Annotated in this window: 23 protein-coding genes; 12 read left to right on the top strand and 11 right to left on the bottom strand. The window is 61.5% G+C overall.

What is annotated here, in order from left to right:
* Window positions 1–66 precede the first annotated feature (66 nt).
* Window positions 67–1116 carry an NADP-dependent oxidoreductase gene (locus tag T8A63_RS12285; RefSeq protein ID WP_322343965.1) on the bottom strand — a complete coding sequence of 350 codons (1050 nt, stop codon included), beginning with the start codon at window positions 1114–1116 and terminating at the stop codon, window positions 67–69.
* A 166-nt stretch (window positions 1117–1282) separates the two neighbouring features.
* On the opposite strand from T8A63_RS12285, the gene T8A63_RS12280 reads away from it, so the two are divergent.
* On the top strand, window positions 1283–2068 hold the full coding sequence (locus T8A63_RS12280; protein ID WP_067624477.1) for an inositol monophosphatase family protein: 786 nt from the start codon (window positions 1283–1285) through the stop codon (window positions 2066–2068).
* On the opposite strand, the gene T8A63_RS12275 is transcribed toward T8A63_RS12280, so the two are convergent.
* Complete coding sequence (locus T8A63_RS12275) at window positions 2069–2359, bottom strand: DUF6476 family protein (protein ID WP_067936589.1); 291 nt, start codon at window positions 2357–2359, stop codon at window positions 2069–2071.
* Here T8A63_RS12275 and T8A63_RS12270 point away from each other — a divergent pair.
* Together T8A63_RS12270 and rpoH are read left to right on the top strand one after the other, a co-directional pair.
* Entirely contained in the window at window positions 2358–3404 is a 1047-nt protein-coding gene (locus T8A63_RS12270) for an RluA family pseudouridine synthase (protein WP_322345719.1), read from the top strand. The two genes, T8A63_RS12275 and T8A63_RS12270, sit on opposite strands and share 2 nt — an antisense overlap.
* Window positions 3405–3577: 173 nt before the next feature.
* Window positions 3578–4474: an RNA polymerase sigma factor RpoH gene (gene rpoH, locus T8A63_RS12265; protein WP_067624486.1), complete on the top strand. Its 897-nt coding sequence runs from the start codon at window positions 3578–3580 to the stop codon at window positions 4472–4474.
* A 50-nt stretch (window positions 4475–4524) separates the two neighbouring features.
* Here the strand turns inward: rpoH and T8A63_RS12260 are convergent, their stop codons facing one another.
* On the bottom strand, window positions 4525–5163 hold the full coding sequence (locus tag T8A63_RS12260; protein WP_322343964.1) for a GntR family transcriptional regulator: 639 nt from the start codon (window positions 5161–5163) through the stop codon (window positions 4525–4527).
* Between the two features lie 89 nt (window positions 5164–5252).
* Between T8A63_RS12260 and T8A63_RS12255 the strand changes: the two genes are divergently transcribed.
* From T8A63_RS12255 to T8A63_RS12245, 3 genes are all read left to right on the top strand, one after another.
* Window positions 5253–5813 carry a hypothetical protein gene (locus tag T8A63_RS12255; RefSeq protein ID WP_322343963.1) on the top strand — a complete coding sequence of 187 codons (561 nt, stop codon included), beginning with the start codon at window positions 5253–5255 and terminating at the stop codon, window positions 5811–5813.
* A gap of 204 nt (window positions 5814–6017) precedes the next feature.
* A complete protein-coding gene (locus tag T8A63_RS12250; RefSeq protein WP_322343962.1) occupies window positions 6018–6404 on the top strand; it encodes a hypothetical protein in 387 nt (128 codons plus the stop codon).
* Between the two features lie 256 nt (window positions 6405–6660).
* Window positions 6661–6930, top strand: coding sequence for a DksA/TraR family C4-type zinc finger protein (locus tag T8A63_RS12245; RefSeq protein WP_067624494.1), 270 nt, complete (start codon window positions 6661–6663; stop codon window positions 6928–6930).
* A 2-nt stretch (window positions 6931–6932) separates the two neighbouring features.
* Here T8A63_RS12245 and T8A63_RS12240 read toward each other — a convergent pair whose 3' ends face one another.
* From T8A63_RS12240 to T8A63_RS12215, 6 genes are read right to left on the bottom strand one after another with little or no spacing between them, the layout of a single operon-like run.
* Window positions 6933–7175: a hypothetical protein gene (locus T8A63_RS12240; protein ID WP_254693967.1), complete on the bottom strand. Its 243-nt coding sequence runs from the start codon at window positions 7173–7175 to the stop codon at window positions 6933–6935.
* Window positions 7175–8995, bottom strand: a complete 1821-nt coding sequence (locus T8A63_RS12235; RefSeq protein WP_322343961.1) for a M3 family oligoendopeptidase — start codon at window positions 8993–8995, stop codon at window positions 7175–7177. The genes T8A63_RS12240 and T8A63_RS12235 overlap by 1 nt, the downstream gene beginning before the upstream one ends.
* A 56-nt stretch (window positions 8996–9051) precedes the next feature.
* A complete protein-coding gene (locus T8A63_RS12230) occupies window positions 9052–10650 on the bottom strand; it encodes an ATP-dependent DNA ligase (RefSeq protein WP_322343960.1) in 1599 nt (532 codons plus the stop codon).
* Window positions 10647–11651, bottom strand: coding sequence for a ligase-associated DNA damage response exonuclease (locus T8A63_RS12225; protein WP_322343959.1), 1005 nt, complete (start codon window positions 11649–11651; stop codon window positions 10647–10649). The genes T8A63_RS12230 and T8A63_RS12225 overlap by 4 nt, the downstream gene beginning before the upstream one ends.
* Window positions 11652–11708: 57 nt before the next feature.
* Window positions 11709–12656, bottom strand: coding sequence for an alpha/beta hydrolase (locus tag T8A63_RS12220; protein ID WP_322343958.1), 948 nt, complete (start codon window positions 12654–12656; stop codon window positions 11709–11711).
* Entirely contained in the window at window positions 12656–12946 is a 291-nt protein-coding gene (locus T8A63_RS12215; RefSeq protein ID WP_322343957.1) for an SCP2 sterol-binding domain-containing protein, read from the bottom strand. Before T8A63_RS12215 ends, T8A63_RS12220 begins: the two co-directional genes overlap by 1 nt.
* 74 nt (window positions 12947–13020) lie before the next feature.
* Here T8A63_RS12215 and T8A63_RS12210 point away from each other — a divergent pair, with 74 nt between their 5' ends.
* The 5 genes from T8A63_RS12210 (at window position 13021) to T8A63_RS12190 (ending at window position 18178) form a co-directional block, all read left to right on the top strand.
* A complete protein-coding gene (locus T8A63_RS12210; RefSeq protein ID WP_322343956.1) occupies window positions 13021–13578 on the top strand; it encodes a tetratricopeptide repeat protein in 558 nt (185 codons plus the stop codon).
* 15 nt (window positions 13579–13593) lie between these two features.
* Window positions 13594–16578 (top strand): helicase-related protein, encoded by a 2985-nt coding sequence (locus tag T8A63_RS12205; protein ID WP_322343955.1) that lies wholly within the window; start codon window positions 13594–13596, stop codon window positions 16576–16578.
* A complete protein-coding gene (locus T8A63_RS12200; RefSeq protein ID WP_120350699.1) occupies window positions 16579–16962 on the top strand; it encodes an RNA-binding S4 domain-containing protein in 384 nt (127 codons plus the stop codon).
* Between the two features lie 52 nt (window positions 16963–17014).
* The gene (fdxA, locus tag T8A63_RS12195; protein ID WP_067262482.1) at window positions 17015–17350 is read left to right on the top strand and encodes a ferredoxin FdxA; all 336 of its coding nucleotides are present in this window, start codon (window positions 17015–17017) and stop codon (window positions 17348–17350) included.
* Between the two features lie 315 nt (window positions 17351–17665).
* The gene (locus T8A63_RS12190) at window positions 17666–18178 is read left to right on the top strand and encodes a CarD family transcriptional regulator (RefSeq protein WP_007120274.1); all 513 of its coding nucleotides are present in this window, start codon (window positions 17666–17668) and stop codon (window positions 18176–18178) included.
* Window positions 18179–18231: 53 nt separating this feature from the next.
* Here T8A63_RS12190 and cobS read toward each other — a convergent pair whose 3' ends face one another.
* The gene (gene cobS, locus T8A63_RS12185) at window positions 18232–19038 is read right to left on the bottom strand and encodes an adenosylcobinamide-GDP ribazoletransferase (protein WP_322343954.1); all 807 of its coding nucleotides are present in this window, start codon (window positions 19036–19038) and stop codon (window positions 18232–18234) included.
* A 79-nt stretch (window positions 19039–19117) separates the two neighbouring features.
* Between cobS and cobT the strand changes: the two genes are divergently transcribed.
* On the top strand, window positions 19118–20131 hold the full coding sequence (gene cobT, locus T8A63_RS12180; RefSeq protein WP_322343953.1) for a nicotinate-nucleotide--dimethylbenzimidazole phosphoribosyltransferase: 1014 nt from the start codon (window positions 19118–19120) through the stop codon (window positions 20129–20131).
* A 43-nt stretch (window positions 20132–20174) separates the two neighbouring features.
* Here the strand turns inward: cobT and T8A63_RS12175 are convergent, their stop codons facing one another.
* A complete protein-coding gene (locus T8A63_RS12175) occupies window positions 20175–22088 on the bottom strand; it encodes a monovalent cation:proton antiporter-2 (CPA2) family protein (protein WP_322343952.1) in 1914 nt (637 codons plus the stop codon).
* Window positions 22089–22093: the final 5 nt, after the last annotated feature.

Here is a 22093-nt window from a genome sequence, read left to right as displayed (position 1 = left end):
CCTCGCAGCCTTCAACACCATGTTTTATATAGGAAATATAATGGTCAGGACAGCGAAATCAGCGCCTTACTTGGGAAATGTGGGCTTAACGATTGCCTTGCCAGTGTTGCCGCCATTCAGCATGTCGATGAACGCCTGCGGCGCATTCTCCAGCCCCTCGGTGATGTCCTCTTTCACCTTCACACGTCCATCCGCGACCATCGGGGCCACCTCGCGGTGAAACTCGGGCATGCGGTTCCAGTGGTTCGAGATGATGAAGCCGCGCACGGTGAGGAAATTCACCAAAATTGTCCGCCACAGCCGCGGCGCGGTGAGGCCAGCGCCCTCGGCGTCGGCACCAAGCCCGCCTGCGTTATACCACGCGATCATGCCGCAGAGCGGGATACGGCCATGCGGGTTCATCAGCGGCAGTACTGCATCAAGCACTTTGCCACCGACGTTTTCGTAATAGATATCAATGCCATCCGGCGCGGCCTCTTTCAGCGCGGCGCGCAGGGATTTGGCGTCGTCATAGGCGCGGTGATCAAGGCAGACGTCAAAGCCGAAGTCGCGCGTGGCGATCTTACATTTCTCGGCCCCGCCCGCGATGCCGACGGTGCGCAGCCCTTTGGCCTTGGCCAACTGCCCCACCATCGACCCGACAGGCCCCGTGGCGGCCGCGACGACAAGCGTCTCACCCTCTTTCGGCTGGCCGATTTCGTTCAGCCCGTACCAACCGGTCAATCCGGGCATCCCCAGCACACCAAGCGAGGCGGTGATCGGCACGGCTTCGGCGTCGACCTTTTGGCACTGCTTGGCCGGGGCAACGCCGTGGGTCGCCCAGCCAAAGGCGCCAAAGGCAAAATCGCCAACGTTAAAGCTCGGATCATTGGAGGCGATCACCTTGCCGACGCTGCCGCCCTCCATGAGCCCGCCAATAGGCACCGGCTGCGCATAAGATTTCGCATCATCCATGCGGCCCCGCATATAGGGATCAAGCGACATGTAGTGCACTTCGACCAATATTTCCCCGTCGCCCGGCTGGGGCATATTCGCGCTTTCTAGGCGGAAGTTTTCAGGCGTTGGCGCACCGTCTGGGCGGCTGGCGAGGACGATTTTTTTCATCTGGTCAGACATGGGATTTCCTTCGGGCTGATTGCTTTGGGTCCAAGGTGTCACCTTGTGCTTTTAAAACAACCCGCACGCTGCGTAAGAATGCCCCAGCGGCCTAGGTTTCTGCCCCCTTGGCAATTGCGCTCTTGCGCCCTATACGTCCCGCCTTATCCATCAAAGGGCGCGAACAATGATCGGCAGTGCGAATCTTAACATCATGATCAAAGCGGCACGCAAAGCGGGGCGTGCATTGGTCAAGGATTTCCGCGAGGTCGAGAACCTTCAGGTCTCGGTCAAAGGCGCGGGCGATTTCGTGACCAAAGCCGACATTGGCGCCGAGAAGATCATCAAAGACGACCTGATGGGCGCGCGCCCGACCTACGGCTGGCTGGCCGAAGAGGGCGGCGAGGAAGAGGGCCAAGACCCAACGCGCCGTTGGATCGTCGACCCGCTGGATGGCACGACCAACTTCTTGCACGGCCTGCCGCATTGGGCCGTCTCCATCGCGTTGGAGCATAAGGGTGAGATCGTCGCTGGTGTGGTTTTCGACCCTGCCAAGGATGAGATGTTCTTTGCCGAAAAAGGCACTGGCGCTTGGATGAACGAAAGCCGCCTGCGCGTGTCGGGCCGTCACCGCATGATTGAATCGATCTTTGCCACGGGCTTGCCTTTCGGTGGCCGTGCCGATCTTCCCGAAACGCTGAAGGATCTGGGCCGTCTTCTGCCCGTTTGCGCCGGTGTGCGCCGCTGGGGTGCGGCTTCGCTTGATCTGGCTTACGTCGCTTCGGGCCGCTACGATGGGTTTTGGGAACGTCGTTTGAAGCCGTGGGACGTGGCCGCAGGCATGTTGATCGTCAAAGAGGCCGGTGGCCTTGTCGAGGCGATCCGTCCTGAGCGCAATATCCTGCAGCACGGCGAGATTATCTGCTCGAACGAGCCGATCTATTCGACCTTCGCCAAAACGATCCGCGGCTGATTATTCGATCGCTACCGTCTGGCGCAATTCGCCGGTCAACTGGTCAAAGATCAGGATCTCATCCGCATCCGTCACCACCGCATACCAGCCGCGCCCTTGCGTAAATGCTTGGGCGCTGCTGCCATCGGGCAGGGTGATGCTGCGCGGCATGGTCGGGCCTTGATCGCTCAGGCGGGTGACAAGCACGAAGATCAGCACTAGAACCCCGCCAATCATCACGACGGTCAAGACCGTCACCATCCGCCGCAGAAACCGCAGGTTCGCCGGTTCATCAGGGTTGTCCGTGTCCATGTCTCACCGCCGCATTGATTTCATTCTGGGCGATAGCCCGCCCGCCCGTCTTGATAAGGCGCTGGCCCGCGATGTGCCAGAGGAAGCGAACCTGTCGCGCACGCGATTGGGCCGGTTGATCGCCGACGGGGCCGTGACGCTGGACGGTGTCAAAGTCCAAGACCCCCGCGCCAAAGTGGCCGAAGGGCAGGTAGTGCAGATCACGGTCGAAGAAGCGGCAGAGAGCCACATCCTGCCCGAAGACATACCCCTGTCGGTGGTGTTCGAAGATGACGACCTGATCGTGATTGACAAACCAGCGGGCATGGTGGTCCATCCCGCCCCGGGCTCGCCTTCCGGCACGCTGGTAAACGCATTGTTAGCACACTGTGGCGATGATCTCTCGGGCGTGGGCGGGATGAAGCGGCCCGGCATCGTGCACCGGATTGACAAGGACACCACGGGACTGCTGGTTGTCGCCAAATCCGACGCGGCGCATCACGGGCTGGCGGCGCAGTTCGAAAAACATACGGTTGAGCGGTATTATCAAACGCTTGTCTACGGTGTGCCGGATGCCAATGACCCGCGTCTGCGCGGTGTTAAGGGCGCATCCTTTGAGGCGGGAAACATCCTGCGTATGACCACCCAACTGGCGCGGCACAAGACCGACCGCCAGCGGCAGGCGGTGCTGTTCCAAGGCGGCCGCCACGCCGTAACCCGGGCCCGCACGGTTGAACGTTTTGGCACGCCACCCGTTCTGGCGCTGCTGGAATGCTGGCTGGAAACGGGGCGCACGCACCAGATCCGCGTGCATATGTCTCACGCAGGCCACGGTTTGGTGGGGGATGCGACCTATGGCGGGCGGCGCAAGCTGGCCAAAGCGGCCTTGCCTGAGGCCACCGCCGAGGCCATCCGCGCCTTCCCGCGTCAGGCACTCCACGCGGCTGTTTTGGGGTTTGAGCACCCAGTGACCGGCGAAAACCTGCGTTTTGAAGCCCCCCTCCCGCCGGATATGGCAGCGCTGCTCCAACTGCTGCGTGAGGGGCCTGTCGACCCGTCGGCGTGACCCCGCCACCTCAGGGAACCGCCCTAGGATTGATTACGTTCTGTTCACAGAAGCTGTGCAATCATGAACAAAAGCGTGAAGGCTTCTGTCTTGAAAGCACGAAGGGGGCCGCCCATATTGCATGTTAAGCGAAATAACATAGGCCCCGATCAAACTGGGGAAAGGGACAAGACATGGCAAATTATGCAAATCTGCCCGCACCGACACCGGAAGGCGGGCTGAACCGCTATATGCAAGAGATCCGCAAGTTCCCACTGTTGGAGCCTGAGGAAGAATACATGCTGGCCAAACGTTGGGTCGAGGAACAAGATACCGAAGCCGCGCACCGCATGGTCACGTCGCACCTGCGTCTTGCTGCGAAAATCGCGATGGGCTACCGGGGCTATGGGCTGCCGCAGTCCGAGGTGATCTCGGAGGCGAATGTCGGCCTTATGCAGGCGGTCAAACGTTTCGATCCGGAGAAGGGCTTCCGCCTTGCGACCTACGCGATGTGGTGGATCCGTGCTTCAATTCAGGAGTATATCCTGCGGTCGTGGTCGCTGGTGAAACTTGGCACGACTTCTGGTCAGAAAAAGCTGTTTTTCAACCTGCGTAAGGCAAAGAACAAGATCGGTGCCTTGGAAGAAGGCGATCTGCGCCCCGAAAACGTGACAGAGATTGCGACCCAACTGGGCGTGACTGAAGCTGAAGTCGTTTCGATGAACCGGCGGATGTCGGGTGGGGATGCCTCGCTCAACGCCACCGTCGGGTCCGAAGGCGAAGGCACGATGCAGTGGCAAGATTGGTTGGAGGACGAAGACGCCGACCAAGCGGGTGACTATGCCGAACGTGACGAGTTGGAAACTCGGCGTGAGATGTTGGCCGAAGCCTTGGATGTGCTGAACGACCGTGAAAAGGACATTCTGACCCAACGCCGCCTGTCGGATGAAACGGTCACTTTGGAAGACCTGTCGTCGCAATATGATGTCAGCCGCGAACGTATTCGCCAAATCGAAGTGCGTGCTTTTGAAAAGTTGCAGAAGCGGATGCGCGACTTGGCGAAAGAAAAAGGCATGATGGCGGCCAGCTAATTCTCGGCCAGCTTAACATAGATGGCCCCGCTCGCAGGAGCGGGGCTTTTTCACGTCTGGCTTGGGCGGGCAAGCCTACCTTCGATTTCCGCAATCTGTTCAAAGCAGACGGCAAGGGTGCCGCTCTTCATCGCGCGGGCCGCGGTTTGCAGCACCTCACGCAGATGCGCAATCTGGGCCTGTGGCTGGGTCTCGAAATCCCGCAGGGACCACCTGATCAGACGCCAATAGGCCGCGCGAAAAGCATCACTGAGGATCGGATTCTCGATCATCTCGGATAAGGCATTCAAAAGCTGGGCGCGTATCTCGAAAAACGCCTCGGCTTGGTCCAGCTGGCTGATGTCCATCATCCCCAAAAGCCCGGCCAGCGACATGAATTGCGTTGGCGGCGCAGGGCTAGAGGGGGCACATTTGGCTGCGGCCTCAATAATCGCGGCTGCTGCGCAGATATCGTCAGCGCGCATCGACTCCTCCAAGGGCGTCACGACAGAGCCGACACCGGATTTAACGGCGATCATCCGTTCATAGGCCAACCGTTGCAGCGCTTGTCGGATCGGCGTGCGGGAGACGCCAAATCGCTGCGCTAAGGCCACCTCGTGCAACATTCCATCCGCGATGTCGCGATTCAGGCAGATATCCGCCCGGAGCGTGTCAGCAATCGCTGCGCTGGATTTGACTTGGTTGAGCATCGCCCGGCGTCCTTCGGTCTGTTCACATCTTGCCTGATTAACATGTATACAGGTGTCGCTGCGCTTACTCAAATTTTATGGATGCTGTTATGTCTGGCAATCTGCCTTTTTTCGATCCCGAAGCGACCTCGATACGCGCCGTCATCCCGACCCCGCGCGGGGGGCATCTGGCGATGACCGGCTTTCCGGGGCTGTTGACCCATGTCGATGGCTCTGCCTATCTCGATCCGCATCAAATGGTCGAAACCTTGGAAGGGTTGCGTGCGACCGGCGCGCGCCAATTGCTCATCCTGACTGAGGAAGCAGAACTTCCCAAGGGGGCGTTTCCTTTGATTTCAGAGGTTTCTCAACCCCTTGGCCTGACGCTTTCTTTCGCGGCGATCCAAGATTTCAATGTGCCCGGCGACGCTTTCCTGACGCAATGGCCGGAACGTCGGGCCGGTTTTGAGCAGGCGCTGGCGGCTGGGGAGACGGTGGCCCTGTCGTGCCAATACGGGGCGGGCCGTAGCGGAGTTATTGCGGCATGGTTGCTAATAGGGTGCGGTCTGGCGGCGGCTGACGCCATCGCCTTGGTGCGCGCTCACTTTCCTGAGGCAATCGAGAATCGGCTTCAGGAAAGGTGGCTCCTAGACGTCGAAAAGGTGGGTTAGGCGCTGCATTCGCATAGAGCATGTGAAAAAAGATTGTCGAATTATACGATTGCCCCTTTGTCGGCAAGTTGTTGCCACATTCTTGCCACAATTGGATCGGACAACATGTATACAGGTTGGGCAAACAGCGGAACCTCCCGAGGGAACGCAACAGCCCACAGAAGGGGAAGACTAACGAACAGACGAGTAGAAAGAGGATTAGACATGCAAAGCCGCTCCATCGCGCCAGAAACATCCGGCCCCATCGCATCCCTCAGCGCAGGTGACATTATCCGCCGTAGGCGCGGCTATGAACCCGTTACCGTCTGTCATCCTTCCGATGAATTTCCCGCTGTTCTAAACATTTGCAGCACGTGTTTCCACAGTGTCCACCATGACCGCGACTTTGGCAGGGTGGAGGCGGTGGTCGAGGTGACCTATACGCACCATCCGCGCGCCATGCCGCAGACCGTGTACCTGCGCACCAACGTGCCACTGCGCCCCGCGGGGCAGCGCCAAGAGCTTCGCCAACGGCTTATCCAAAGTGCCGTTACCCTGTCCGTCCTGATCAATCGTCAAAATGAAGGAGATACGACCCTGCGTGCTGCTTGACTCACAGCCCAATGCCTAGCAACTGCACCCCCTTATGGGGGTGTTTTTTTGTTGGGCAGGCGGTACGGTCGCGTTTCGCGTAATTATCCTCCGGCGCTTCGGCGCGGCCTGTGAACCTTGTATATTCGCGCAGGCCCCCCATTTGTTACACTCTGATGAGGGCAGCGAGGGCTTGGCATAGATGTGGCCGCAGGTCCGTGACAAGCGGCCCGCGGGCCCCATATCAATGATGAGCATAGCAACAGGAGGGTGTGACATGGCAGGCGGATGGGCGCGTGATGGCGCGGTAAGCGAACAGATCGAAGCATCCATATCGGACGAATTGGCACGGCTGAAAGCCCGCCGCGCGCCGGTGGGTGAGAGCCTGACCCATTGCGCGGAATGCGAAGAGCCTATCCCCGAAGCACGACGCATTGCTCTGCCGGGGGTGAAACTTTGCATTGATTGCGTGCGCGACCGGGACGGGAAGGCGCAGATGCGCGGCGGGATAAACCGGCGCGGGTCGAAAGACAGCCAGTTGAAGTGAGGTTAGGGGCGCATTGCCCTGCGCCGACGCCGAAGAGAGCGCCAGCGCCGATACAACCGCACATCCATCGCCGCCACCATGAAACCAAGCGGTAGCATCCAAAAGCCGAGGATCGGCAAGAACCCAAGGATGCCGCCGCAGATCAGCAGCAGGCCGAGCGCAAACCTGAACCCGGGCGGGACCCGCCTTTGGACCCAAGCAAAGAACGGCGCGAACCTGTCCTTCATGCGCTCGGCGAGGGACATCAGTCCTCCATCGCCTCCAATTCGTCGATCATGTCAGAGATCATCGACAGTCCTTTGTCCCAGAAGGCGGGGTCAGAGGCATCAAGCCCGAAGGGGGCCAGAAGCTCCTTGTGGTGCTTCGATCCGCCTGCTTTCAACATGTCGAAATACTTCTCTTCAAAGCCGTCCTCGCCCTCGGCGTAGACCGCGTAGAGCGCGTTTACCAGCCCGTCGCCAAAGGCATAGGCATAGACGTAGAAGGGCGAATGCACGAAATGCGGGATATAGGCCCAGAAGGTCTCATAGCCGTCCATATACTCGAATGCTGGCCCAAGGCTCTCGGCCTGAACGCTCATCCACAGCGCGTTGATGTCGTCGGGCGTAAGCTCCCCGCCGCGGCGCGCTTCGTGCAATTTGCACTCGAAATCATAAAAGGCGATCTGGCGCACGACCGTGTTGATCATGTCCTCGACCTTGCCAGCCAGCAGCACCTTACGCTCTGACTGCGTCTTGGCCTTGTCGAGCATTTTGCGGAAGGTCAGCATCTCACCAAAGACCGAGGCCGTTTCGGCCAATGTCAGCGGGGTCGAGGACAGCATCTCGCCCTGATCGGCGGCCAGCACTTGGTGCACGCCATGGCCCAACTCATGCGCCAGCGTCATCACGTCGCGCGGTTTGCCGAGGTAGTTCAGCATCACATAGGGGTGCACGTCCGTTACGGTGGGATGCGCAAAGGCGCCCGGCGCTTTGCCCGGTTTCACGCCGGCGTCGATCCAGCCCTTGGTGAAGAACGGCTTGGCCAACTCGCCCATGCGCGGATCAAAGGCGGTATAGGCTTCCATCACGGTCGCTTCGGCCTGCGCCCAGTCGACCACCTTGGGGTCTTCCATCGGCAGCGGCGCGTTGCGGTCCCAGACCTGCATCACATCAAGGCCGAGCCACTTGCGCTTCAGCTCATAGTAGCGGTGGCTCAGCTTCGGATAGGCTTCGACCACAGCGTTGCGCAGCGCTTCGACGACCTCGGGCTCGACATGGTTGCGGAGATGCCGCCCGGTCTGCGGTGTCTCCATGCCGCGCCAGCGGTCGATGACCTCTTTCTCTTTCACCTGCGTGTTATGGACGCGGGCGAAGGTGCGGATGTTGCGGCCCAGCACGTCAGCCAATTCACGCGCGCCCGCTTCGCGCTTGCTGCGGTCGGGGTCGGTCAAGAGGTTCAGCGTGCCTTCGATGTTGAGCGTTTCGCCCTCGACTTCGAACTCCAGGCCGGCGATGGTCTCATCGAACATCCGTTCCCAAGCATCGCCGACGACGCCGAGGTCGTGCAGAAATTTCTCCATCTCATCCGACAGTTGATAGGGCTTCATGGCGCGGATACGGTCGAAGACGGGTTTGTAGCGTGCCAGATCCGGGTTTTCGTCCAAGAGCTTGGCAAGGTGATCGTCGGGCAGTTTGTTCAGTTCCAGCGTGAAAAAGACCAGCGGCGTGGTGTAATCGGTGATTTTCTCTTGGCAGTCGGACATGAATTTGGCCCGGCCTGAGTCCGTCGTCTGCTGGTAATAGCGCAGGCCCGCGTAGGACATGATGCGCCCCGCGACCTGATTGATCTTTTCGTTGCGCAGCACACAGTCGAGCAGCCCTTTGGCGTCGAGCGCGGCCAGATTACCTTGGTAGTCAGTAGCAAAACGCGCGCAGGCTTCCTCTAGCCAGTCGAGGTCGCGCTTCAGTTCGGGCGCGTCTTCGGCGGTGTAAAGGTCGCTCAGATCCCATTCCGGCAGATCGCCGAGGTTTTTGCCCCCGGCGCTGGCGTTGGCATCGTGAAGCGGGAAGGGAAGCTGAAACATCGGTGTACCTCATTTGCGTTTCGTCACATCTATGCCTCCGGGCGGGCCGGAACAACCTATCCGTAGATGCGGAGCATTTCTTTCAGATCGTCGAGGGTGTTGGCCTCTTGCAATGGCTTGTCCTTGCGCCAGCGCAGCATGCGCGGAAATCGCAGGGCGACGCCGGATTTATGGCGGGGGCTGGGTTGGATGCCTTCAAAGGCGATCTCGAATACATGGTGCGGCGTGACCTGCCGCACGGGGCCAAAGCGTTGCTGCGTGTTCTTGCGCACCCACGCGGTGATCTGGCGGAATTCGGCGTCTGTGAGGCCGGAATAGGCCTTGGTGAAGGGGACCAGATCATTGCCGTTCCAGACCGCGAAGGTGAAGTCGGTAAAAAGGTTCGCGCGGCGGCCCGAGCCCGATTGTGCATAGATCATCACCGCGTCGATGGTCAGCGGGTCGAGCTTCCATTTCCACCAGTCGCCTTTTTTGCGGCCCGAGAGATACGGGCTGTCGGCCCGTTTCAGCATCAAGCCTTCAGCCTGCGCCTCACGGGCGGTCTCGCGCAGGACGGCCAATTCAGCCCACTCGGTGAACTGGTGTTGCGGCGAGAGGCGCACGGGCGCGTCTACGGGCAGATCGGCGGCGGCCTGTTCCAGCAGCGCGCGCCGCTCGGCAAAGGGGCGGTCGCGGATGTCCTCGCCCTGCCATTCCAGCAGGTCGTAAGCGTGCAGCACCACCGGGGCTTCTTTCAGCAGCTTTTTCGGCACGGTCTTGCGTCCGATGCGGGCTTGCAGCGCGTTGAAGGATGAGGGAAATTCCGCCCCCGGCTGCCAGACGAGCAATTCGCCATCAAGCACCGTGCCCGGCGGCAGGTGGTCGGCAGCGCGGGCGAGTTCGGGGAACCGGTCGGTCATCAGTTCTTCGCCGCGTGACCAGACGAAGTAGTCGCTATCGCGCAGGATAAGCTGCCCGCGGATGCCGTCCCATTTCCATTCCGCGCGCCAGTCTTCGGGGGTGCCGAGCGCTTCCGGCCCATCCTCCAGCGCATAAGCGAGGTAGAAAGGGTAGGGGCGCGAGGCGTCGGCGCTGGCGTCTTCGGCCTCGATCAGGCTGTGCCACGTCACGTCATCGGGGTGCCAGTTGCCCATCAAGCGGTGCGCCATTTCCGGCTCGGGACGGCCACTGGCGCGCGACAGGGCGCGGGTCATCAGCTTTTGACTGATGCCGATGCGAAAACCGCCGGTGATGAGCTTGTTGAACAGGAACCGCTCGGTGCTGCCGAGTTGTTGCCAGGCCGAAAGGACGAATGCCTTGCGCGCCGCGTCGTCTTCGTCTTTCAGCCCGCGCAGGGCGTTGATCCATGCGGTCAGCGTGCCGGTGTCCTCGCTCTCTACCGGGGGGAGGACCAGCGAGATGGTCTCGGCCAGATCGCCGACGATGGCGTAGCTGTCTTCGAATAGCCACAGCGGCACACCGGACGCCTCTGAGGCCCATTCGCGGAGCTTGGTCGTGGTGACGGCGCGTTTCGGGCGGCGGCCCGAGAAAAGCGCCACGGTCCAAAGACGGTCCTCTTCGGCCGCGGTGGTGAAATATTCGGCCAAGGCGGCGACTTTGACCGTGGTTTTGGTGGTCTGGTCGACGGCGTTGAAAAGAGCGGCGAAATTCTTCATTCGTTGTCGCCTCCCTCGCTGTCGAACTGGGTCGGAACAACCTGCGCGTTCCAGCCTTGATCGTTCAGGTAACGCGTGAAGATATCGGTGTAACCATGCGTTACATATATGTTTTCCGCCCCAGTCTCACGGATCGCCCAAAGCAGCCCATGCCAATCCGCATGGTCCGAGATGACAAACCCCCGATCCCCTGCGCGCCGTCTGCGCACCCCGCGCAGCGCCATCCAGCCCGAGGCAAAGGCGCTCTCCTGCGGTCCAAAGCGCCGCGCCCATTGGCTGCCCAAGGCCGAGGGCGGCGCCAGCACCAACGCGCCGGGATGCTCCTTTGGCACCAACTCGGGCGTCACAAGCGTGGTCTCGGGCAGGGTGATGCCCTGTGCGCGCAGCACCGCATTGGTATTTTCCACCGCAGTATGGGTCAGGATCGGTCCGATTGCGGGATCCAGCATCGACAGGAGCCGCTGCGCCTTGCCCAGCGAATAGGCCCCGAGGAAAGCGGTCTTGCCCGCCGCCTTGCAACCCGCCCACCAGTCGTTGATCTGCGCTGCCACCTCGGCCTGCGGTGCCCAGCGAAAGACCGGCAAGCCAAAGGTACTCTCAGTAATGAAATGGTGGCACTGGACCGGCTCAAAGGGTTCTGACATGCCGTCGTCGATCACCTTGTAATCGCCCGACGCGACCCAGACCTCTCCGCCGACCTCAACCCTGATCTGCGCGCTGCCGGGCACATGGCCCGCCGGGTGGAAGGAGACCGTGGCCCCGCCGATCTGCCGCCTCTCGCCATAGGCGATGCCCTCGATGGCGATCTCGCCCAAGCGGTGGCGCATCACTGGCAGGGCCGCGTGGGTGGCAAGGTAACGGCCCATGCCGTCGCGGGCATGGTCGGCATGACCATGGGTGATCAACGCCCGGTCAACGGGGCGCCAAGGGTCGATGTAAAAGTCACCTGCAGGGCAATAGATGCCGTTTTCGGTGAAGGTAAGGACGGGTTCACGTGTCATGCCAAGCAATCTAGGCGGCGCGGGCCGATTGCACAGGAAAATGACGCCTGAGCAGGGTTAACCGGTGATATTGCCCAGATAGAGCTTTTCCAGCCCGTCGAAGATCGGCTTGCGCAGCTCCGGCCTCTCCAACAGCACCTCATGCTCGCCGCCCGGAACAATCTCTAGCCGCCCGCCTTTCCACTGCGCCATGCGCTTGTGGACGCGGTCTGTGGCGACGATCCGCTCGTTGCTGCCAAGATAGGTGACGCAAGGGATGTTGGGCGCAGACCGCCCGGCGAGGTGCTTCGTCTCGGCTAGCGCCTCGCGCAGCCAGACAAAACTGGGGCCGCCAAGGCTAAGCTCAGGATGGGCCGCCAGTTGATCGCGCATCATGTCGTACATCTGCGGATCGGTGGTCAGCAGGTTGTCGTCGAAAGGGGCGATGGCGGGGTAGGCTTCGATCTTGGTGCCCGGCGGTAGGCGGTGGCCCTGTCCGACCCGGGGCATGAACTGCGCCAAGGACCATGCAACAGCGCGCAGATGCGGGACGACATAGATGCCCCACATCGGGCCCGTGAAAGCGACGGCCTGCACCGGCAGCCCCTCCATCACAGCGCGCAGGCCGATGCAGCCCCCCATGGAGTGCGCCAGCAGGAAATAGGGCCGCGGCAGGTTCAAGCTGCGCGCGGCGCGCAGCATGGCGGCAACATCTTTTTGATAGTCGCTGAAAACATCCACATGGCCGATGCGGGTATCTGGCAGTAGCCGGTCCGACAGACCCTGACCGCGCCAGTCGATCGCCATAGTGGCAAGGCCGCGCCGCGCGAAGTCGGCGGCGCAAAGCCCGTACTTCTCGATATATTCGGTCCGCCCGGGGAACAGCAGCACCGTGCCCCGCGCGCCCGCGCAGGGCCAATGACCCAGCCTGATCCGCTTGCCATCCGATGTCTCGGCCCAATGGGCTTGGCCCCCCTCGGGGCCGGGGGCGATATCGGTAAAAAGCGGGGCCGGGTCCAGCTGCATCAGCCGAGCACAGCGGCGAGCTTCATCGCCATGCCCATGTCGCCGTCGATCTTGAGCTTGCCGGTCATGAATGCGGAGGTCGGGTTGGTGTCGCCTTCGAGGATGGATTGGAAGGTTTCGGCATCGGCGCTCAGCGTCACGTCGGCCTCTTCGTCAGCGGCGCGGGCGCCGTTTTCGTCCATCATCACGGTGCCTTCGCCTTCGATGTCGAACTTGGCCGTGCCGTCAAAATCGCTGTCGGCCAGCTTTTCGTTCAGCACCACAACCGCTTCGTTCACAATATCGCTCATCGCTCGCCCTTTTTTGGCATTTGGCCCCGCTACGTCTGGAATTGCGGCGGCAGCCTGTTACATTCAGTTTTGTTATGCGCATCATACCCGTCAACCTCAAACATACCGTTGCGGCAGTTGGTAGCTTTGTGTTGCTTGCGGGCATGGCCGTGGCCGAGGGGGCGCTGCCTGAGCTTATGCAAAAGCTGCGCGAGGCCCCGGCGGCCGAAGCCCCCAGAATCGCCCATGAGATCGAAGCGCATTGGCAGCGGTCCGGCTCGGCTGCGATGGATTTGCTGCTGTCACGAGGGCGCGAAGCGATGGCAAATGGCGACAGCCGGTTGGCGATTGAGCATTTGACTGCGCTGACCGATCACGCGCCCGAGTTTGCCGAAGGGTTCCACACGCGGGCGCAGGCCTATTATGCGGCCAACCTCTATGGTCCCGCGCTGGATGATCTGGAACGGACACTGGCGCTGAACCCCAACAACTACAACGCGATCTTCGGGCTTGCCGTGATGATACAGGAGCTCGGAGATCTGGGCCGCGCGGCGGAGCTGTACCGCAGGGCGCTCGCCCTCAACCCGCATCACGAAGACGCCCGGTCGGCCCTTGAGGGTCTGCGCCGGGACGGCATCGGGCGCGAGCTTTAATTCAAGGATAGACAGGTGGCAGGCAACAAGCGCGTCGTGGCCGTTCTCGGCCCGACAAATACCGGCAAGACGACCTATGCAATTGAGCGGATGCTGGCGCACCGGACCGGGGTGATCGGCCTGCCGCTGCGGCTACTGGCGCGTGAGGTTTATGACCGGATCGTCAAGGCGCGCGGGCCCTCGGTCGTGGCCTTGGTCACCGGCGAAGAGCGGATCGTGCCGCCGCGCACGCAATACTGGGTCTGCACCGTTGAGGCGATGCCGCAAGAGATGGGCGCGGATTTCGTGGCCATTGACGAGATCCAGCTCTGCGCCGACCCCGAACGCGGCCATGTGTTCACCGACCGCTTGCTGCGGGCGCGCGGCCTACATGAGACGCTGTTCATGGGCGCCGACACCATGCGCGGGACGATTGCCGCACTGGTGCCGGGCGTTGATTTCATGCGCCGTGACCGGATGAGCGAATTGATCTATTCTGGTCAGAAAAAGATAAGCCGAATGAAGCCTCGCAGCGCGATCGTGGGGTTTTCGGTTGAGAATGTATATGCCATCGCCGAGCTGATCCGCCGCCAAAAGGGCGGTGCAGCCGTGGTGATGGGCGCACTTTCCCCGCGCACGCGCAATGCGCAGGTAGAGATGTACCAGAACGGAGAAGTCGACTATCTGGTCGCCACCGATGCCATCGGCATGGGGCTTAACCTAGACGTTGATCATGTCGCCTTTTCGGCGCTTTCCAAATTCGACGGGCGTCGCATGCGGCCGCTGGCCCCGAATGAGTTGGCGCAGATCGCGGGCCGGGCGGGGCGCGGGTTTAAGTCCGGCACCTTCGGCACCACCGGCGATGCGCCTGCGCTTGATGACGGGGTGGCGCGGGCAATCATGGACCATAATTTTACGCCTCAGAACAAGGTGAACTGGCGCAACCATGCGCTGCAATTTGGCAGTATTGACCGACTGATCCAAACCTTGGAGATGCCCCCAGAGGACGAGCGCCTTGTTCGGGCGCGCGAGTCCGATGATCTAAAGGCCCTCAAAGCGCTTGCGCAGGTCGATGAAGTTTTCGCCCGCGCCACGGGTGGCGCTTCGGTGCGCTTGCTCTGGGATGTCTGCCGTATTCCCGATTTCCGCGGCATCAGTCACGCGGAACATGCGGGGCTTTTGGAGACCATTTTCAACGACCTGCACCAGCGCGGATATATCCCCGACGATTGGCTCGCACGGCAAATCAAGAGAATTGATCGAACCGATGGCGACATTGATGCGTTGTCCAAACGACTCGCGTTTATTCGCACATGGACCTACGTTGCGCAGCGCAAGGGCTGGACAAAGGACGAAAGCCATTGGCGCGACACGACGCGTGTCGTAGAAGACCGCTTGTCGGATGCTCTGCACGAGCGTTTGACTCAAAGATTTGTAGATCGGCGCACATCCGTATTGCTGCGCCGGCTTGGACAGAAGGAAGCCATGGTGGCCGATGTAAACGAGACCGGTGAAGTCACCGTTGAAGGTGAATTAGTAGGCAAGCTGGACGGGTTCCGCTTTCGGGTGGACAAGGGCGCGGGCGCGGCCGAGGACAAGACGGTGAAAACCGCCGCATTGCAGGCCTTGGCTCCGCAGTTCCATCTGCGTGCCGACCGGTTCTACAACGCACCCGATACCGAGATTGATTTCACCGAACAGGGCGGCCTGATGTGGGGCAGCGCTGCGGTCGGTAAACTGACCGCTGGCAGCGACGCGCTGAAGCCGCAGGTCGAGGTTTTCGTCGACGATATCGCCGGTCCCGAAGTGGCGGAGAAGGTGAAGCGCCGTTTGCAGCACTTCATCGACCGCAAGGTTGCCGCCTTGTTCGAGCCGCTGCTGGGTCTGAGCAAGGATGAGACGCTAACCGGCTTGGCCCGTGGCTTTGCTTTCCAACTGGTTGAGAATTTCGGCATTCTGCCGCGCGCCCAAGTGGCCGAGGACGTGAAAGCGCTGGATCAAGACGCCCGCGGCGCATTGCGCAAGCACGGCATCCGCTTTGGCCAGTTCACTATCTTTATGCCGCTGATGCTCAAGCCTGCGCCGACACGTCTGCGCTTGGTGCTATGGTCGCTCAGCAAGGGTCTGAACGAGTTCCCGGAATCGCCCCCTCCCGGTCTGGTGACCATTCCGGTCGAAACCGGCGCGCCCGAAGGGGCCGACACCATGTCGGGCTATCGCAATGCAGGCAAACGCGCGATCCGCATCGACATGCTTGAGCGTTTGGCCGACATGCTGCGCGCCGAGGATTCCCGTGGTGGGTTTGAAGCCAAACCCGACATGCTGTCGATCACCGGCATGACCCTTGAGCAATTCGCCGACCTGATGGAGGGCTTGGGGTACAAGGCGGAAAAAGACGAGCGGACCAAGGTGAAACCCGTTGATGTCGTGATGCCGAAAGATGGCAGCCATGATGCAATGGACCCCTCTGCCGATACCAACGTGCCCGAAAAGCTCGACAGCGACCTGCCCGGCGATGACGCGGCAGACAAGCCAATCATGGATGTAGCCGCCGAAGAACCCGCAGGCGGTATCATCGAAACCCCATCGGATGAGACCAACCCCGACGACCGCCCGGCAGACGTGGCCCAAATGCCCGACGACGGCATTGCGCCCATGGCCGATGTGGCGGCGGAAGACCCCGAGGTCGATGCCAACATCCCCGAAGTCCCTCCCGAAGAAATCCCGCAGGGCACCGCACCTGACGCCGATGTCGCCGGGCCGGAGTTGGAGACCTATTATATCTTCACTTGGGCACGCAGCCCGCGCGGCAATGCCGGTGGCAACCGCCGCGGGGGGGACCGTCCTCAGGGGCAGGGCAAGCCGCGCGGCAAGCCCGCCAAGGGCAAGGGGCGCAAGCCCGGTGGTGACAAGGGCGGCAAATCCCAAAACTTCTCTGCGCGTCCGCCGCGCAAGGAAAAGCAGATTGACCCTGATAACCCCTTTGCCGCAGCACTTATGGGGCTGAAGGACGACAAGTAAGTGGAGGCGGGCGCGAAACTGCGGCTGGACAAATGGCTGTGGCACGCCCGCTTTTTCAAGACTCGCTCGCTCGCTGCCGCTCAGGTGGCGGGCGGCGCGGTTCGGATCAATGGCACCCCCACCCAGAAACGCGCCAGCAATGTTGGCCCCGGTGATGTGCTGACCTTCAGCCAGGGTGATCACGTTCGTGTCATCCGGATCGAGGCAATAGGCCAGCGGCGGGGTCCGGCCCCTGAGGCGCAGTCGCTTTATACCGATCTGTCCCCACCGCAGCCAAAACCAAAGGACAGACAGCCCGAAAATCCCGGTTTTGAGGGAAAGGGCCGCCCGACCAAGCGTGACCGCAGGCAGCTTGATCTTTCTAAGGCACGCCACCTTGAATGATCCCGCGCCCCGGTTTAGCTAGTCCCTCACATACCCAGCCAGAGTTTCCCGCATGACCTATATCGTGAATGACGCCTGCATCGCCTGCAAATACACCGACTGCGTCGAAGTATGTCCGGTGGATTGCTTCTATGAAGGCGAGAACATGCTGGTGATCCACCCCGATGAATGCATCGACTGCGGCGTCTGCGAGCCTGAGTGCCCCGCCGATGCGATCCGCCCAGACACCGAGCCGGATATGGAGAAATGGGTGGAGTTCAACCGCAAGTATTCCGAGCTTTGGCCCGTCATCATCACCAAGAAAGATCCGCTGCCCGAGGCAGAGGAAATGGACGGCAAAGAGGGCAAGATGGAGCTCTTCTCGGAAAAGCCGGGCGAGGGCGGCTGAGGCTCAGTCGATTCGCGCATTGTTGCGGCTTTGTGACCTCAAAATTTCGGGTTAAACCGCTGAAATGACCGGGAAACCGCCGAGCGTGACTTTGTGTAGCTTTCGGACGGCGTGATTCTGTGGTATGATGTCTTCAAGCTGTAACACACGAGCCTGATAATGTTTCGACCCTGCTGCCAAGGTTGACCTCACATTTCTAGATCAGACGCACCCGAACGCAAGCCGCTCTGGCGGTGCTTCGTATGCGTTTTGACGTGTTGTTCAGGTATATGAAGTAATGGCGGGGCTTCCCCCGCGCGCCAAGGAGCGACCTATATGACCAAATCGAAAAAGCTTGATTTCCGCCCCAATGAATTCGTTGTCTACCCCGCCCATGGCGTGGGTCAGATCGTCTCGATTGAGGAGCAGGAAGTTGCCGGCATCGCGCTGGAGCTCTTCGTGATTTCCTTTGAAAAAGACAAGATGACCCTGCGGGTGCCCACCCATAAGGCGACCGAGATTGGAATGCGCGCCCTGTCGACGCCCGATGTGATCAACCACGCGATGAAGACCCTCAAGGGCAAGGCCAAGGTTAAACGTGCCATGTGGTCGCGTCGCGCGCAGGAGTATGAGCAAAAGATCAACTCCGGTGACTTGATCGCCATCGCCGAGGTTGTGCGCGATCTGCACCGTACCGACGACCAGCGCGAGCAGAGCTATTCCGAGCGTCAGCTTTACGAAGCGGCACTTGAGCGTCTGACCCGCGAAGTGGCCGCTGTTTCGGGTGGCGATGAACTTGCCGCCGCGAAACAGGTTGGCGATGTGCTGGAAAGCCGCGTCGCCGCTTAAGAGCGCCGCAGGTTGAGATTATGCCGCGTCCCCTAGGGGGCGCGGTTTTTTCGTTAGGGGATGGCCTGCCAGCCGTAGGCCATCATCTGACAGCCTGTTAGCAGGGCGATCTCTGTCACCTGTTGGGTCGCGCCCAGCACATCGCCGGTCTGCCCGCCGATCTTGCGTTTGGCGATCTGCCGCACCACCAGCGCCCCGAGCAGCCCCAAAAGCGCCAAGCGCCATGCTGAATAGTCCGGCGCAACCACGATCACCACCACCCCGATCAGCACTGCCACCGCCGTCGCCAATTCGCCGGGGCGGCCGGTGCGGTTTGACAGCCCGTCGCGGCGCACCGTCGGCAGGCTGTCCATCACCCAGACCATCGCGGCGCGTGACCCGCAAGAGGCGATGACCAGCGCCCAGATCAGCGCCTCATCCGTGATCAGTTCGCTGATCAGATACCACCGCAGCAACAGCGACAGCACCAGCGCCACGACGCCATAGGTGCCGATCACGCTGTCTTTCATGATGCGCAGCCGTTTCTCTGCGGTCCAAGCGCCCCAGAACCCATCGGTGCAATCAGCGAGGCCGTCTTCATGCATCGCCCCGCTCAGCATCACCAACGCAAGCAGCACGAAAGCCGCTGTCAGCGGCGGGGTTGCCCCCATCCGTGTTAACGCCAGCCCCACGGCCCCCGCGATCAGCGCCAGCACAATGCCTACCAGCGGATAGGCCCAGGCGCTGCGGGCCGGGGGGTGCTGCGGCTCGGTCGGGAAGTGGAAATGCGGCAGGGGCAGGCGGGTCAGCAGGGCAAAGGCCACCGCGATGTCACGGGCGCGAAAGGCGTGCCTTAGGGTGGTGATGTCGGGAATGGCCATTATTTCGCCCCTTCGGCACTTTCAGCGCCGACAGGCTAAGGCTAGAAACGATTGAATATCAATCCGCAAAGGGCCGCATATGAACACGTCTTTCGCCAGTCTTTCCGAATTTCGCAGTCTTCTGCGCGCTATGCCCGCCTGCGACAGCGCCGCGATGGAAGAGGCGCGCGCCCATGATAGCATCCTCACGAAACCTCCCGGTGCGCTAGGCCGGTTAGAGGAACTGGCGATCTGGTACCGAGGCTGGCGCAGCGGTGCCCGGGCCGAGATTGCAGCGCCTCAGATCATCGTTTTTGCGGGCAACCACGGGGTTGCCGCGCGGGGTGTCTCGGCCTTTCCGGCAGAGGTGACCGCGCAGATGGTGGCGAACTTTCAGCACGGTGGGGCAGCGATAAACCAAATCGCGCGGGTGAATGGGGCGAGCCTTGATGTGGTCCCGCTGTCATTGAACAAGCCGACCAAGGATTTCACCGTTGAGCCCGCGATGGACGAGGACGAATTCCTCGAAGCGCTGCGCGCCGGTTGGGAGGCGGTGAACTCCGAGGCCGATCTTTTGGTCGTGGGCGAAATGGGCATCGCCAACACCACCTCTGCCGCTGCCCTTGCCAGCGCGATCTTGGGCGGCGGGGCCGAATTCTGGACCGGGCGGGGCACTGGGGTGGATGATGCGGGCCTGTCGCTGAAAACCGACGTCGTGGCCGAGGGCGTTGCCCTGCACGCGGACAAGGGTGACGGGTTGGAGAGCCTGCGCCGCCTCGGTGGCCGCGAACTGGCCGCGATGGCCGGGGCCATGGCGCGGGCGCGGCAGCTGCGCATCCCTGTGATCCTAGATGGTTTCATCTGCTGCGCCGCCGCGCTTGGCCTTGCGCGCACCACACCGGGCGCGCTGGATCACTGCGTTGCGGGCCACCTCAGCGCGGAAAGCGGCCACCGGCGTCTGCTGGGCGCGATGGACAAGGAGCCGCTGCTGGAGTTGAACCTGCGGCTCGGCGAAGGCTCTGGCGCAGGCTTGGCGATCGGCATCCTCAAGACCGCCCTTGCCTGTCACGCAGGGATGGCCACCTTTGCCGAAGCGGGCGTCAGCGACGCATAGCGCGGTGCCGGGCAGCCCCCGGAAAGGGGGCTAGCTGCCCGGTTCAGGCGCTTTCCTTGCCCTTGCTTTCACCCAGATTGAGAAAGGCCGTTTCCAAGTCTTTCTGCAATTCTTTCGCCCGGGCGACATAGGCGGCGTTCTGCGAAGGGGGCACATCCGGGCGCCAGAGGGCTGCCAATTCGCGGACCGAATCCCGGTCATGGGCATAGAATAGCTTTTGCGCCTCATTCGCTTCGAAATCCGAAAGCCCCATGTTTTCCAACACATAGCGCCCGGCTCTGAGGGAGCTGTCGAACATCTCGCGCACGATGTCATTCGACCCGGCCTGATAGTGGCGATAGACCTCTTCGCGGTCGCGCGCACGGCTGACGATATGCAGATTCGGGTTCTCCTTGCGCGCGTAAGAGATCAGAGAGACCGCCGATTTCGGGTCATCAAGCGCCACCACCAGCACGCTGGCCTCTTGCAAACCCGCCTTGCGCAGGATGTCGGGCCGCGTCGGATCACCCAAAAAACCTTTGAAGCCAAAGCGCCGCATGACGGCGATGGTCTCTGGGTTGTGGTCCAACACGACGGTTTGAAAGCCGCTGGCCTGTACCATCCGGTTCACCATCTGCCCAAAACGCCCCACGCCCGCGATGATCACCGGACCGCTGCTGTCGATCTCATCGGCGATGACGGGGGCGCTGTCGTCAAGGCGTCGGCTGATCAGGTCGTGCAGGATAAACAGCAGCGGCGTGATCAGCATGGTCAGCGCCACCACCAGCAAGAGTGTCTCGGCAATCGGGTCGGGCATGACACCGGTGGCGAGGGAGAAGCTGACCAGCACAAAGCCAAACTCCCCGGCCTGCGCGAGTGCCAGCGTAAACAGCCAGCCATCGCGTCCTTTCAGACGGAACAGGCGGCCCAGCACCATGAGGATCAGCGCTTTGACGATGATGACCAAAAGCGCCATGGAGATCAGGATTAGCGGTTTTTCGAACAGCAGGACAAAGTTGATGCCCGCGCCGACGGTGATGAAAAACAGCCCCAAGAGCAGCCCTTTGAAGGGCTCAAGGTCGGTCTCTAGCTCGTGGCGGAATTCGCTGCTGGCCAAGACCACACCGGCGAGGAAGGCACCAAGCGCGGGTGAGAGCCCGACCACCGTCATCAGCGAGGAAATTCCCACCACGATCAGCAGCGCCAGCGCCGTGTACATTTCGCGCAGTTTGGCAAGGTGGATATAGCGGAACACGGGCCGGGTCAGGTAAATGCCGACGAGGATGATCGCCGCGACGGCCCCAATGGTCACCAGCGTCACGCCCCAGCCGGGCAGGCTTTGGACAAAGGTCTGGGCGGCATGGGCGGCGTCATTGCCGTGGCTGGCCTCCGCGCTCAGATGCGCGTTCTCGACCTCTTGAGGATCAAGTGAAATCGCCCCGTTGGGCATGATCCCCCCGGCCAGCCCCGTGGCCAGCAGCGGCAGGAAGGCGAGGATCGGGATCACCGCGATATCTTGGGTCAACAGCACTGAGAAGACGGATCTGCCCCCCTGTGTTCGCATCAATCCCTTTTCCGAAAGGGTCTGCAACACGATCGCCGTGGAAGAGAGCGCGAGCGTCAGACCAATCGCTAGCGCCACACGCCACGGCTGGTCATAGGCCATGGCGATGGCCATCAGCGCCGCCGTCGACAGCAGCACCTGCAACCCGCCCAAGCCCAAAAGCCGATGCCGCATGTCCCACAGCGCCCGGGGCTCCAGTTCCAACCCGATGAGGAACAGCATCATCACGACGCCAAATTCCGCGAAATGCTGCACGTCCTTCGTCTCGGACCCGACGAGGCCCAGCACCGGGCCGATCAGAATGCCCGCGGCGAGGTAGCCCAGCACCGACCCAAGCCCCAATCGCGCGGCAATCGGCACGGCGATCACGGCGGCAGCCAGATAGACGGAGGCTTGGAACAGGAAACCTTCCATTGCGG

This window comes from Sulfitobacter sp. OXR-159, from assembly GCF_034377145.1.
GTDB lineage: Bacteria > Pseudomonadota > Alphaproteobacteria > Rhodobacterales > Rhodobacteraceae > Sulfitobacter.
This window is presented reverse-complemented; position numbering and strand designations above follow the sequence as displayed.